The following is a 13365-nucleotide window of genomic DNA, read 5'->3' as shown; positions in this document are numbered from 1 at the left end:
AAAACATGGGGGGTTAGAGGTCCTGTGATTGTTATTCGAAGTTTTTACCGGTAATACCAAGAATTTCGGTTTTCACTCTCCGATGTATTGTCTAAGCTTGTTGTGAGCTGCACAGCCAATTTAAAAAATAGCAGCGTGACCTGATAAGGGCTAGATGATGCAAGAGAGAATCCAGGGAACTCAACTCAAGGATGAGATTGATCTGATTGACTTGTTTCGCTGTATAGGCGAGCAACGTTGGCTTGTGTTGGCGGTACTGGTATTGGCTTTGGTAGTGGCAAGTGGCTATGCTTTTTTAAGCAGACCGATTTATGAGGCCAGGGGTTATGTCATCCCGCCTACCCAGAATGGAATTGCAGATTTTAACTACGGTCGCACCAAGGAGTCTGGGCTGGAACCTTTCTCTGTAAAGGATGTGTATGAAGTGTTCCTTCGCAACCTTCAGGGGGAGTCGCTGCGTCGCGAGTTTTTTGAAAACCAGTATTTGACCAGTTTGACTGAGGCCCAGCGCTCAGAGCCTCAAAGTTTGCTGTATCAACGCTTCTCCCGGGAGGTTACGGTATTACCCGCTGATAAAGCGGCGAGTGATCGCTATGTCGTGGTGGTCAGAAACAGCGACCCGGTCAAAGCTGCAGAGTGGACCAAGCTCTATATAGAGCGCGCTGGCCAGCAGGCGACTTCGGAGATGGTCCGGAACGCCACTCGAGAGGCTGAAGTCCGTGCAAGAAACATCAGTCAGCAAATCAGCAACATGCGGGAAAGTGGGCAGAAGGTTCGCGAAGATCTCATCGTCAGGTTGCGTGAAGCACTGCGTGTTGCCAAGTCCATAGGATTGGAGAATCCGCCAATTATCAGTGGTGATCTCACCGCTGAGGTTTCTGCCAAGATGGATGGAGAGCTTGCGTATATGCGCGGGAGCAAAGCCCTTCTTGCTGAGATTGAAAATCTTGAGCAGCGTAGATCAGACGATCCTTTTATCGAGCGGCTTAGGGAGCTTCAGACGAGCTACTCCTTCTATTCTGGGCTTGATGTGAGTCCTGAAAATGTATCTGTTTACCGAGTCGATGGCGTCGTCGAGCTCCCGGATGAGCCCGTCAAACCAAAAAAACTCCTGATCGTCGGTGCTGCTACGGTGCTTGGAGCGGGTCTTGGTCTGGTGCTGGCGGTCGGGTGGGGGCTTTATTCTCGGGGGCGTAAGCGTACGGCTTGATCCTCGGCTAGCTGAGCTACGTCAAGGTTCTTTTTAATCGAGGAGAATGCTGGCACAATGCCGAGCTCCTCGATTGTCACGCGGCGTTACGGCTTTCTGGATGCTTTGCAGAAATGCCATTTCATTAGAGATACGCCTCGATACTGCTGATAAACGAGAAAGGACTTTCTTTAATGGCAGGAATTTGCTTTGAACATTCTCAATCGTCCCGCTGTGGTTACCAACGATCAGGTGGACCTTTTCTCGCTGTTGCAGGTAATTTTCAATAATAAAAAAGTTATCGCACTGGTTGCAGCGCTGTTTGCGGTGCTGGCCATTGTCTATGCTTTTTTCATTGCTGAGCCAGTATATAAAGTTGAAAGTGTTGTGCGTCCGCCCGATATTAATCAGCTCGATGCAATTAATCGCTCAAATATTTATTCGATTTCGCCAGCAGAGGCCTTGCGGCAGGTAGGTCTCGCCCTTGATTCCTACGATGTTCGCCTGAGGTTCTATCAGCAGAATCCGCAGTTCTTCAAGCCGTCAAACGATGATGAGGATGCCCGTGATCGAGCATTTGAAAAATTCAATCGGGACTGGCTGCGTGTGACGATGCCGGCCGCCGCCGATATTTCTGGGCGTGTTATTACTGAAATGGAGTATCCGCAAGGTGTTGCTGGTGCCGATGTATTGAACGGCCTGGTGAACTTTGCTGTCGAGACAGAGTTGGCAACGATTCGCACGGATATGAGTGTCATCGTCAAGAACCGTCTTGCAGAAATCGAAGCGCAATTGAACGCTGCACGAGCCGTTTATGAAGACGGTAAAAAAAGTCAGATTGCCACGTTGCAAGAACAAGACAGCTTGAAACGAGCATTGTTGCTCGATGAGCTCAAGGGACTGCGTCAGCAGTTGAAAGCACAGCGCACTGACCGTATTGCTCAGTTGAATGAATCCATTGGCATTGCCAAAGCGCTCGGAATAAAACGCCCGAGTACGCCATCCTCGCTGGGGGAAACCGACCGCGTTGCAGGTAACGTGGTGCGTACAGAGATCAATAATCAGGCAGTCCCATTGTATTTCATGGGCTCCGATGCGTTGGAGGCCGAGCGTGCGGCGCTGATGAGGCGGACTACGGATGACTTCGTTGCCGGGCGCATCTCCGAGATTAACAAGGAGCTGCTGTTGCTGAAGGCCAATCGCCAAGTGGAAGTTCTGAATGGCCGGCAGCATGAAGATCTTTTCCTGCAAGGGGTAGAGCCGCTACGCAAGGAAATCGTTCGTCTGAATAGTCTCGACCTGAATCTTGAGGGCCTGAAGCTGGTGGCAGTCGACCGCATGGCGGTGCAAGCTAAATCGCCTTTCAAGCCAAAGCGCATGCTTCTGGTTGTAGCGGGGCTGATTGCGGGTGTGTTTATGGGGATGATATTGGTGTTGCTACGCCATTACCTGCAAACCCAGCGCAATCTTCGAACGTTGCAGCTCAAGGCGCCTGCACTGGATGTAATTGCGGGTGAAAAGCAGCCTATAACCCTTTCGTGAGTGCGGCTCACGGCAGGGAAGTCAGCCGCAGGGGGTCGCGACCTCCCTGCGGCGTCTACCGGGATTCGGTTTTCTTTAACATTCCCGCTCCGGCCAAGTACAATCCATTGGCTCCGCTACGTTTACTTCAAGCGACCGGAATGGCGCGTGTTGTTATCACACCCTTGCGATCATTTGCTTTCCGTGCTTGCGACTATGCTGCTTGGGGTCAGGGTATTGGATCGCAGCAGGTGGCGCGCGAAGGGGGATGCCGGTGTCTACGTGGGCAGCAGATTGAGCTTCGTGACCTTGATAGTGATTTGACGTGATTACCTGATTTGACAGGAAAGTTGAGGGAGCCGATGAGTTTGGTGCAGTGGATTGAGTTTCAGTCAATAGGTGATGACCGAGGTGCCCTCGTTTCTCTTGAGGGTACCAAGAACATCCCGTTCGACATCAGGCGCGTGTATTACATGACCGGCCTGGATGCCAACATGCCTCGCGGATTTCATGCGCACAAGGATTTGCAGCAGGTGATTATCTGCCTTTCCGGTAGTTTCAAGCTGACTGTTGATGATGGTAAGCACCGGGAAAGTGTGACGCTTGACTCGCCAGCAAAGGGGGTTTTGCTGGGTAATATGTTGTGGCGCGAGATGCATGACTTCAGTGAGGGGTGTGTGTTGATGGTTGTCGCCAGTAATTACTATATTGAAGACGATTATATTCGTAGTTACAGCGACTTTGTCAGTCTGGTAAGGGGTTAGTTATGCTAACGCTGGTTCCCTATGATGAGAAATTCCTGGAGAAAAGTCGTGTTTGGCTGCGTGACCCTGAAATCAGGCTGTTGACGCGTACTCCTGAATTTACAGATCAGCAGCAACGGGCCTTTTTCGACTCTCTTCCGACGCGCTTGGATTATCGGATCTATGGCTTGCAGTACGAAGGCGAGGCCATCGGCGCTGCGGGGCTCAAGCATATTGATGCGGGGCGCGCGGAGTACTGGGGGTATATCGGTGAAAAGTCTCTGTGGGGCAAGTCGCTGGGGACCCTCATTGTTAGCCAGATGTTTGAAGAAGCAAAGCGCCTTCATCTTGCACGTCTGTACCTCAAGGTGGGTGCGAGCAATGAAAGAGCTATAGGGCTTTATCGCAAGATGGGTTTCGCAGTTGTGGAAACCTACGACGACCATCTTGTCATGGATATTTTGCTTGGGGATGCTAAGTGTTTTCGTTAAAGAAGTATGACTCAGCGCTCAAGGCTGATTGGGATCAGGTTGTCGTGAATTCAAAAAACGGCACCTTTTTACACACGATTGACTACTTCAAATACCATGAGGCGCGATTTGAAGATGCATCGCTGATTGTGTATAAAAAAAACAAACCTGTCGCTGTGTTTCCTGCAAACCGCACAGGGCAAGTGGTCTATAGCCACGCTGGCCTGACCTATGCAGGGCTGATCTATTTGAACGAGTTGCACTGCAAGAACGTACTGGATGTGTTCGACTTGTTGATCGAGCATTACCGTGCAGAGGGTGCGAAAGAGCTGCTCTATAAATGTATCCCAGCTGTGTTTTCCCGCTATCCCGCGGAGGAGGACCTTTACGCCTTGTTCCGGTTGGGCGCAAAATTGGTGCGCCGAGATGTTTCCTCGGTCATTGAGTTGGCGAAAATTCCCAAGCTTTCCGACTCTCGAAAATGCGTCATTCGCAAAGCTGAGAAGAATGATGTCAGTTTTGTTTCCAATGTGGATGCAGGCGATTTTCACGGGCTATTGTCAGATGTATTGATGAAGTTTGGTGCTCAACCCGTTCACTCCAGGGCCGAGCTCGAGCTGTTGATGTCGCGTTTTCCGCAACAGTTGAAGATTTTTGGTGCGCACGGCGCTGGCGAGTTGTTGGCGGCCACCTTGGTTTTCGACTTTGGCGACACTGTCCATACTCAATATATGGCAGCCAGTCACAATGGAAGACAGGTGGGGGCATTAGACTTCTTGCTTCACCAATTGATTTCCAATGAATATAAAGATCGACGATTCTTTAGTTTTGGAATTTCAACTGAAGATGCTGGGCGCCATCTTAATGAAGGCTTGATCGCGCAAAAAGAAGGTTTTGGTGCTCGGGCGATTGTTCACGATTTTTATAAATTGGAGTTTTAAATGGTTAGCTTTCTGGATCTGAAGGATGTCAATGCTGGCGTGCGTGACGATCTCGTTCAGGCGTGCGCCCGTGTTATTGATTCTGGCTGGTATATTAATGGTCAAGAGCTGGAGAGTTTCGAGAAGAAATTTGCAGCTTACTGTGGCGTGAAACATGCGATTGGCGTAGCCAATGGCCTTGATGCGTTGACCCTCACACTGCGTGCCTGGAAGCAACTGGGGAAACTTCAGGAAGGCGATGAAGTGATCGTTCCGGCCAACACCTACATCGCCAGTATCCTGGCGGTTACCGAGAACAAGCTGGTTCCGGTCTTGGTCGAGCCCGACGTGAATACATTCAACATCGACCTTGCGGCTATCAAGAGCAAATTGACGTCCCGAACCCGAGTGATCCTGCCGGTGCATTTGTATGGTCGCCTCGCTGACATGCAAGGCATCATGGCCTTGGCCGAGGCACATGACCTGCTGGTCCTTGAGGACTCTGCGCAGGCACATGGCGCTTCTGTTGCCGGGAAGAAAGCGGGTGCCTGGGGTGATGCGTCCGGATTCAGTTTCTATCCCGGCAAGAATCTTGGTGCATTGGGTGATGCGGGCGCCATTACCACTGATAATGATGAGCTAGCGCAAACTCTGCGCGCCTTGCGAAATTATGGCTCGCACGAAAAGTACAAGAACCTCTTCCAGGGGGTTAACAGTCGTTTGGACGAGATTCAGGCGGCGATGCTCAGCGTGAAGCTGGATCATCTGGATGAGCAAACCAGTCGCCGCCGTCAGGTAGCCCAAGCGTACATGGACGGTATCAAGAATCCTGCCATCGAGCTGCCTCTTCCTGACGCAGTGGCACCGGTGACATTCTCCGAGCACGTCTGGCACTTGTTCGTCGTGCGCTGCGCTCGACGTGATGAGCTGCAAGCGTTCCTAGCCGAGAAAGGTGTGCATACACTGATCCATTATCCGATTCCGCCGCATAAACAAGATGCGTATCCCGAAATGAATGGCTTTTCCTTCCCGGTAACCGAGACGATTCACCAGGAAGTTCTCAGCTTGCCAATCGGTCCAACCATCACTGCGGAAGAAGTAAAAACAGTTATCGACGCCTGTAATATGTTTTGCATCGGCTGATCAAATGAACCTTTTGAAAACCAGTGCATTGAATGGCATTGCAGTCGTTATCAAAATGCTTACCCTACTGGGTATCAACAAGGTCCTTGCGATTTATGTTGGGCCTGCAGGGTATGCAGCCATAGGGCAGTTTCAAAACGCTGTCCAGATGATAACAACGTTCGCCAGTGGTGCGATAAATACCGGTGTTACAAAATACACGGCGGAGTATCAGGAACAGCCTCAGGAACAGTACAAGGTCTGGCGCACAGCCTTTGCGGTTTCACTGTTAGGTGCGTTGTTGGCTGCTGTGTTGATTGTGGTGTTTAATCAATATCTTGCAGTGTGGATACTTAAGGACGAAGCACTGGGTGACGTATTCATCTGGTTTGCTGCCACCTTGGTATTTTTCACGCTCAATGCGTTGCTTCTGGCTGTGCTCAATGGCAAGAAGGAAATTGTTCGTTATGTCGTGGCGAATATCGCCGGTAGCCTGTTTGCGCTTCTAGTGACCGTGCTGATGACGATGAGTCTCGGGCTTTATGGGGCTTTGGTCGCATTAGCAGTGTATCAATCGCTCAGCTTTTTTGTGACCGTTGTCCTCTGTTTGAGGTCAAGCTGGTTCAGGTGGCAGCATTTCATTGGGCGGGTGGAGCGCAGTGCGTTTGTCAAGCTGTCCAATTACACATTGATGGCATTGACTTCCGCTATCTGCGTTCCCCTCAGTCACATGTACGTTCGGCAGTACCTCGGCGATAACTTCAGTTGGGTTGAGGCCGGTTACTGGGAGGCCATGTGGCGCATGAGTGCGGCCTATTTGCTGTTGGTGACGACCACGCTCAGTGTTTACCTATTGCCTAGATTGTCAGCGCTGCAAGAGAAAGGGGAGATACGCAAAGAATTATTATCGGTGTTCAAGTTGATGCTGCCGGTGACCGCAGCGGGCTGTGCACTGATTTACCTGTTTCGCGATTTGGTTATTGCTCTTTTGTTTTCGAAAGAATTCATGCCGGTCGGTGATTTGTTTTTGTGGCAACTGGTTGGTGATTTTCTGAAAATTGCCGGCTGGGCAATGGCGTATCTCATGCTAAGCAAGCCGATGGTGAAAACGTATGTGGCAACCGAGGTTCTATTTTCTTTGAGTTTTTACCTGTTGACCGTTGTGTTGACGAAGAAATTTGGATTTTCCGGCGTGGCATTGGCGCATGCAGTGAATTACCTGGTGTACTTGGTTGTGATGTATGTCGTTATCTTTAAAATTTATCTGCGCACGGATAGAGAGAGCTGATGAGTAGTCCCCTGGTAAGTATGTGTGTCCCTGTATACAATCATGCGTCCTATGTGACTGCTTGTCTCTCCAGTATTATTGCCCAGCGTTACGATAATATAGAATTGATTGTCATTGACGACGGTTCGCAAGATGCTTCCGCTGAGTGTGTGGCACAAATGGTGGCTGAGTGTGAGAAACGGTTTGTTCGTTTCAAGTTCATCAGTCGCCCGAACAAGGGGTTGTCCCGCACGCTCAACGAAGCTATAGAGTGGGCGGAAGGTGAGTATTTTTGTGCGTTAGCGTCTGATGACATGATATTGCCGAGCAAGACCGATATTCTTGTTGCGCACCTTGAGAAAAACCCGTCATGCGTTGCCGTTTTTGGTTCTATCTATCTCGTTGACGAGCACGGGGTCCGCAAGGGTGAGCGTAAGCGGCAATCGACCTACACATTCGATGATGTTTTTCTGCTAAAGGCAGAGCTGCCCGCACCCGCCAGTTTGATGCGCCTGTCGTCCCTTAAGGAGCAGGGCGGTTTCAATGTCGAGACGCGTCTGGAAGATCTCGATATGTGGTTGAAACTGACCGGGCAGGCGGGGCGTTATTTGGAAGTGCTACCCGTGTTGCTGGCAGAGTACCGACTTCACCCAGCGAATAACTGGAAGCAGGTTGATGTCATGTATGCAGAGCAACTGCGGATTATCCAGGCATATCAAGACAATCCTTTGTTTTCCTCGGCCAAGGCCGCGCTGGATTGTTCAAGATTTCGCAATCTTGCAAGTTTGAATAAAAAAAGTGCGTTGCAAAGCCTGGGTCCCTTGTTGTTCAGGTCGTCGACTTATAGAGAGATGCGCTTTTATCAAGGTTTTTTGCATTTAATGGTCCGGTGGTAAGGTAGTGAAGATTTCCAAGCAAAGCCTCAGCCGTTGTCTGTTAGCAATGCAGGTGTTTTTTGTTGTCTGCCTGGCTGCCTATTTGCTATCGCTGATTGTTGCAACGAATGAAACTATTACCGATGCGCGGAATTATTATTACTTCTACAACCTGTTCCTCGCAGATGATCTTCCCGGTTTTCTGGCTCGTCTAACTTCAGAGACTGGAAAGCTCGAGCCTGCGATCTACTTGCTGGTATTCACGGTGTTCGGTCCGATGGTCTCGGACATGCAATCGTTTGCCTTCGCTTGCACCTTCAGTGTCATGTTCTTGCTTGTGGTTCTGGCGCGAGTGTGTGCAGGGCGGAATGGATTCACCACCGCGCAGATTTTTTGGTTCGCCGTTTTCAGCATTGTTATATTTGTGTTTTGGTATCCCTCTTATTCGTCAGTGTTGTGGGTGTGGCGGTCGCACCTGGCATTTACCCTGGTGTTCCTGATTTTTGTTATCAATCGCGCACCTTGGACAATTATCCTGCTGCCGGTCGCATTTTTACTGCACTATTCAGGGTTGGGTTTGTTTCTGGTCGTGTGGATGTTCGATTTCCTGATGCGCCGCATTGGCGGTGTCTCTCGTGGGGTCAAGTTTCTTGCCGCGTTTGGTGCCGGTGGGGTTGCATCGATGTTGGTCGGTTATCTCAAGCGAGCGATCGTGTCTGGAGACGGCGATTGGTCAAGCAGCACCAGTGCAGGCATTTATGTCTACATTTATGTGGCCCTGTTTACCCTGGCCATGTTACCTCTGTACCGGCGACTGATTGCTTTGCAGGCGTTCTCGCCTCGCCATGTTGCAATACTGGACTGTTTTTTTGCAGTAGCTTTGTTTTTCGTCGGTCTGTCACTAACCAGTTCCTCGTCGCATCAAGATCTCATGCGTATCATGCAGCCGGTGTTCATTGTGCTGCCTATTTGCTTTCTGCTGGTGTGGGCCAGGAGTTTGCTGGTGGGCAGGATGTTTTTGTTCTTGATGTTGAGTCCTGGAATACTCATGGGCTTGAAGTCGATCAGTACCTATCTTGAGGGGGCAATGTGAGAAGCTTGGTTACCGGGGCCAATGGATTTATCGGACGGCTCCTGAGCAGTGCCTTGCTTGCGCGTGGCGATGAGGTTGTTGCGCTAACGCGTCAACAGGATGTTGGCATTCCTGGCGTGCAATGTGTTCAGGGTGACCTCACTCAACCACTCAGTTTAACGCAGGGCCTACTGGAGGGCGTTGACGTCATTTATCATTGCGCCGGTGAGCTCAATGATTCAGATAAAATGTACCCCTTGCACGTTGCCGGTACGCGAAATTTGCTCAATCTCGTTCATAAACATATCGAGAAAACCGGTCTCCCTGTGCATTGGGTGCAACTGAGTAGTGTCGGTGCCTATGGGCCGGGCGAAGGTCCTGCTGACCAGTACCGAAGCATTGATGAGGCTTCTCTGCCTACGCCACTGGGGGTGTACGAAGTCACCAAAACAATCGCTGACGAATTGGTTGTTTCGCTGGCGGGTCTCGATGCCAGGTTTACCTTCAGCCTGTTGCGACCTTCAAATGTCGTTGGTGCTTCAATGGTAAATCGCTCGTTCTTTCAGATGGCGAGTATGGTCAGAAGGCGGTTATTCTTCTACCTCGGCAAAGGTGACGCGGTGGCGACCTATGTTCACGTCGACGACGTAGTCCGCGCCCTCATTCTGTGCGGTACCCTCAAGGCAGCCCAGCAGCAGATCTACCTTCTTTCCAATGACTGTCCACAACGTGATCTGATAAACGCAATCGCGGATTTTTATAACGTTGCCCACCCAACATTGCGGCTACCAGCAGGTCTGTTTCGTTGGCTTATTGCGGTACTGCCGAAAGGTGCGACACCGTTGACCCACGCACGACTCGATGCGTTGCTCAAGCGCACAACCTACTCGAGCAGCAAAATACATAGCGATCTGCAATTTGAATTTACGTCCTCTATTCCGGACAGTATTGCCGAGTTGCTGGGAGCATCGTCCAACCGGAACAGTAGTGTATGAACTCGCGTAAGAAGCTTTGCATTGTCGCTACCGTCCCAATGGTGTTGCATGTCTTCATGGGCGCTCATATCAAAGCGTTGTCTGAGAACTATGATATTACCCTGCTTTCCCCTGGCACACGTGAGGATGTCGCGGCGTTGTTAAGTGATCGGGTCAAGTTTGTGTCCTTTTCCATCGAGAGAAAGATTTCGATCGTTGAGGACCTGCGATCCCTTTTCGTGTTGTGGCGATTCTTGTCGACGCAGCGCTTTGATTGCGTCTTGTCATTGATGCCGAAATCGGGGCTGGTGGCGATGCTGGCCGGATTCTTTTCGCGGACACAATCTCGTATTCATTTTTTTACGGGTCAGGTGTGGGCCACGAAACAAGGGCTTGGGCGAAAGTTGTTGATGTTCCTTGATCGCTTGCTGGCGGCTGCTGCCACCCACCTGTTGACTGACAGCAACTCTCAGCGCGCATTTCTCATCGAGTCGGCGATTACCTCAGCAGAGAAGATTCAGGTGTTGGGCAAGGGGTCCATCTGCGGAGTAGATGTCCAGCGTTTTCAACCAGATGAACACACTCGAAAAGAACTACGCGAGCAAATGGGCATTGCGCAATCGTCCGTGGTGTTTCTGTTTCTTGGTCGGGTCAATCGCGCCAAAGGAGTTCTTGACCTCGGGCAAGCGTTCAGTTCGTTGGGGGCGGGGTACGAGGATGCACATCTGGTCGTGGTCGGGCCAGATGACGAGGGAATCGATCCTGAGCTCGCAGCGTTGCTTGCCTCCCGGCCTGGGCGCTTCCATCGTGTAGGGTTTACTTCGACGCCCGAGCGCTACATGGCAATGGCTGATGTCTTTTGTATGCCAAGTTATCGAGAGGGGTTTGGCTCGGCGGTTATCGAAGCCGCTGCGGTCGGCTTGCCAAGCATGGTCTCGCGTATCTATGGTTTGACCGATGCAGTTGAGGAAGAAGTGACCGGGGTTTTCCATGAGCCTGGTGATGTCGAAGATATTCATCGTGCCTTGGGGCGGCTCTATAGTGACTCCGAGCTTCGTGATAGACTGGGAAATTCCGCACTGAACAGAGCGCGTCGAGACTTCTCGCAAGAAGAGGTCGTTGGGGAAATGCAGGTGTTTATCCGCTCGGTTGTTTGATCGCGGCGTTGATTTCGCCTGTGATAATGGAAAACCTTGGGAGGAGTGGATGCGGGTACTTTTAACAGGTGGTTCAGGGTTCGTTGGTCAGGCCATCTTGAAGCGATTGGGCCTGGACACTGATGTGCAGGTCGTGGCCGCACTGAGGAAACAACTTTCGTCTTTGCCGGATGGCGTGCAGGCTCATCTTTTTGATGATCTTGCAAGTCCTATGGCATGGCCTGTTGAGGATCCGGCTTTCGATGTTGTAATCCATTGCGCTTCCCGCGTGCATGTCATGAATGAAGTCGCCGCAGACCCGCTGGCCGAGTTTCGTAAGGTGAACGTGAGTGCAACCCTGGCCTTTGCCAGGCGCGCCGCCGACGCTGGCGTCAAACGCTTTGTGTTTATCAGCTCCATCAAGGTCAATGGCGAAGGAACGGCGCGTGGTCGACCATATACGGCAGATGACGTGCCTGCCCCCATTGACCCTTACGGCGTCTCCAAGCAAGAAGCCGAGACGCAATTGAAGGCGCTTGGCGCAGAGACGGGCATGGAGATTGTGGTCATCCGACCGGTGCTGGTTTATGGGCCGGGGGTCAAAGCGAACTTCCGCAATATGATGGTCTGGCTGGACAAGCGCATCCCATTGCCGTTCGGGGCGATAGAGAACAAGCGCAGCCTGGTCGCAGTGGAAAACCTCGTCGATCTAATCGTGCTGTGTTGTTCTCATCCGGCGGCGGCAAACCAAACGTTTCTTGTCAGCGATGATGAAGATGTGTCCACCACTCAATTGTTGAGGAAGATGGCGCAGGCGCTTGGAAAGCCGGCCTTGCTTGTTCCGATTCCCGCTTCCTGGCTTTCATGGGTGGCCCGAGCGTTGGGCAAAGCCTCACTTTCGCAGCGCTTGTGTGGCTCCCTTCAGGTCGATATAACAAAGACCAAGAGCCTACTGAATTGGGTGCCGCCGGTAACCCTTGAAAATGCTTTGAAAGTTACCGCACAAAACTATCTGGAAAGTAAGAGCAGATGAGCTACTGGGTTTTGTTGTTAAGTGTTCTTGTCCTCTCGTTTCTGATGACCGTAGCTTTACGCCGATACGCCATTTCGCAAAGCTTGATGGATGTGCCCAATGCCCGTAGCTCGCACTCCGTTCCAACGCCTCGTGGCGGTGGTGTGGCGATCGTTTTGGCGTTTCTGGTGGCATTGCCGGTGGCCTATGGTTTCGAACTTGTTTCCTTGGAGTTGCTGGTAGGCTCGCTGGGGGCAGGCGGCCTGGTAGCGATCATTGGATTCCTTGACGATCATGGCCATATCGCTGCGAGGTGGCGGCTGCTCGGCCATTTTGCCGCTGCCGCGTGGGGGCTCTATTGGCTTCAGGCTGCGCCAGCGCTGATGATTTTCGGCAGCGTGTTTGATCTGGGTGCGGTGGGTTATGTGCTTGCGGCGCTGTATCTGGTCTGGATGCTCAATCTTTACAATTTCATGGACGGTATCGACGGTCTGGCTAGCCTGGAGGCTATCACGGTATGTCTGGGCAGCTGTGTGCTGTACTGGCTGATAGGGATGCCTGGACTGATCTGGGGGCCGGCCTTGTTAGCATTGGCGGTCGCAGGGTTTCTGTTCTGGAATTTCCCTCCTGCACGAATCTTCATGGGGGATGCCGGTAGCGGTTTTCTAGGTATGCAACTCGGGTTGTTGTCCTTGCATGCCATGAATGCCCAGCCAAGTCTGTTGTGGGCCTGGATCATATTGTTGGGCAGCTTCATCGTCGATGCGACGTTCACACTGGCTCGCAGGTTGCTGCGAGGCGATAAAGTGTACGAAGCTCATCGCAGTCACGCTTATCAGTACGCGTCTCGTCAGTTTGGCAAGCACCGCCCGGTGACCCTGGCGATCACTGCGATCAACCTGTTCTGGTTGCTGCCCATGGCGGTGGTCGTCGTGAAGGGGGGCGTGGACGCTATCTTCGGTGTGGTCATTGCTTATGTGCCATTGGTACTGTTGGCGGTAAAATTCAAGGCAGGCGAGAAGGAACACGCTAGCTGACAGTCTACGTGATCAGCCTTTCTGAAG

At 51.5% G+C, this 13365-nt stretch carries 13 protein-coding genes; all 13 read left to right on the top strand.

Going from position 1 to position 13365, the window contains the following annotated elements; translation table 11 throughout:
- Positions 1-157: 157 nt before the first annotated feature.
- The gene (locus ABM562_RS27485) at positions 158-1210 is read left to right on the top strand and encodes an LPS O-antigen chain length determinant protein WzzB (protein ID WP_346617571.1); all 1053 of its coding nucleotides are present in this window, start codon (positions 158-160) and stop codon (positions 1208-1210) included.
- Positions 1211-1399: 189 nt separating this feature from the next.
- Complete coding sequence (locus ABM562_RS27480) at positions 1400-2731, top strand: Wzz/FepE/Etk N-terminal domain-containing protein (RefSeq protein ID WP_346617570.1); 1332 nt, start codon at positions 1400-1402, stop codon at positions 2729-2731.
- A gap of 341 nt (positions 2732-3072) precedes the next feature.
- Positions 3073-3474: a sugar 3,4-ketoisomerase gene (locus ABM562_RS27475; RefSeq protein ID WP_346617569.1), complete on the top strand. Its 402-nt coding sequence runs from the start codon at positions 3073-3075 to the stop codon at positions 3472-3474.
- Between the two features lie 2 nt (positions 3475-3476).
- Positions 3477-3944, top strand: a complete 468-nt coding sequence (locus ABM562_RS27470) for a GNAT family N-acetyltransferase (RefSeq protein WP_346617568.1) — start codon at positions 3477-3479, stop codon at positions 3942-3944.
- A complete protein-coding gene (locus tag ABM562_RS27465) occupies positions 3932-4864 on the top strand; it encodes a GNAT family N-acetyltransferase (RefSeq protein ID WP_346617567.1) in 933 nt (310 codons plus the stop codon). The genes ABM562_RS27470 and ABM562_RS27465 overlap by 13 nt, the downstream gene beginning before the upstream one ends.
- Positions 4865-5986: a DegT/DnrJ/EryC1/StrS family aminotransferase gene (locus ABM562_RS27460; RefSeq protein ID WP_346617566.1), complete on the top strand. Its 1122-nt coding sequence runs from the start codon at positions 4865-4867 to the stop codon at positions 5984-5986.
- 4 nt (positions 5987-5990) lie between these two features.
- A complete protein-coding gene (locus tag ABM562_RS27455; protein ID WP_346617565.1) occupies positions 5991-7253 on the top strand; it encodes an O-antigen translocase in 1263 nt (420 codons plus the stop codon).
- Entirely contained in the window at positions 7253-8128 is an 876-nt protein-coding gene (locus ABM562_RS27450; protein WP_346617564.1) for a glycosyltransferase, read from the top strand. Before ABM562_RS27455 ends, ABM562_RS27450 begins: the two co-directional genes overlap by 1 nt.
- Before the next feature lie 4 nt (positions 8129-8132).
- Complete coding sequence (locus tag ABM562_RS27445) at positions 8133-9200, top strand: hypothetical protein (protein ID WP_460423929.1); 1068 nt, start codon at positions 8133-8135, stop codon at positions 9198-9200.
- Positions 9197-10174, top strand: coding sequence for an NAD-dependent epimerase/dehydratase family protein (locus ABM562_RS27440; protein ID WP_346617562.1), 978 nt, complete (start codon positions 9197-9199; stop codon positions 10172-10174). Before ABM562_RS27445 ends, ABM562_RS27440 begins: the two co-directional genes overlap by 4 nt.
- The gene (locus ABM562_RS27435; RefSeq protein ID WP_346617561.1) at positions 10171-11310 is read left to right on the top strand and encodes a glycosyltransferase; all 1140 of its coding nucleotides are present in this window, start codon (positions 10171-10173) and stop codon (positions 11308-11310) included. Before ABM562_RS27440 ends, ABM562_RS27435 begins: the two co-directional genes overlap by 4 nt.
- A 49-nt stretch (positions 11311-11359) precedes the next feature.
- Entirely contained in the window at positions 11360-12322 is a 963-nt protein-coding gene (locus ABM562_RS27430; RefSeq protein WP_346617586.1) for a UDP-glucose 4-epimerase family protein, read from the top strand.
- Positions 12319-13338 carry an MraY family glycosyltransferase gene (locus tag ABM562_RS27425; protein ID WP_460423928.1) on the top strand — a complete coding sequence of 340 codons (1020 nt, stop codon included), beginning with the start codon at positions 12319-12321 and terminating at the stop codon, positions 13336-13338. Before ABM562_RS27430 ends, ABM562_RS27425 begins: the two co-directional genes overlap by 4 nt.
- Positions 13339-13365: the final 27 nt, after the last annotated feature.

The sequence above is a fragment of the Pseudomonas sp. ZL2 genome (assembly GCF_054788455.1).
The sequence above is the reverse complement of the archived record's forward strand: the minus strand, read 5'-3'. Positions and strand labels throughout refer to the sequence as shown.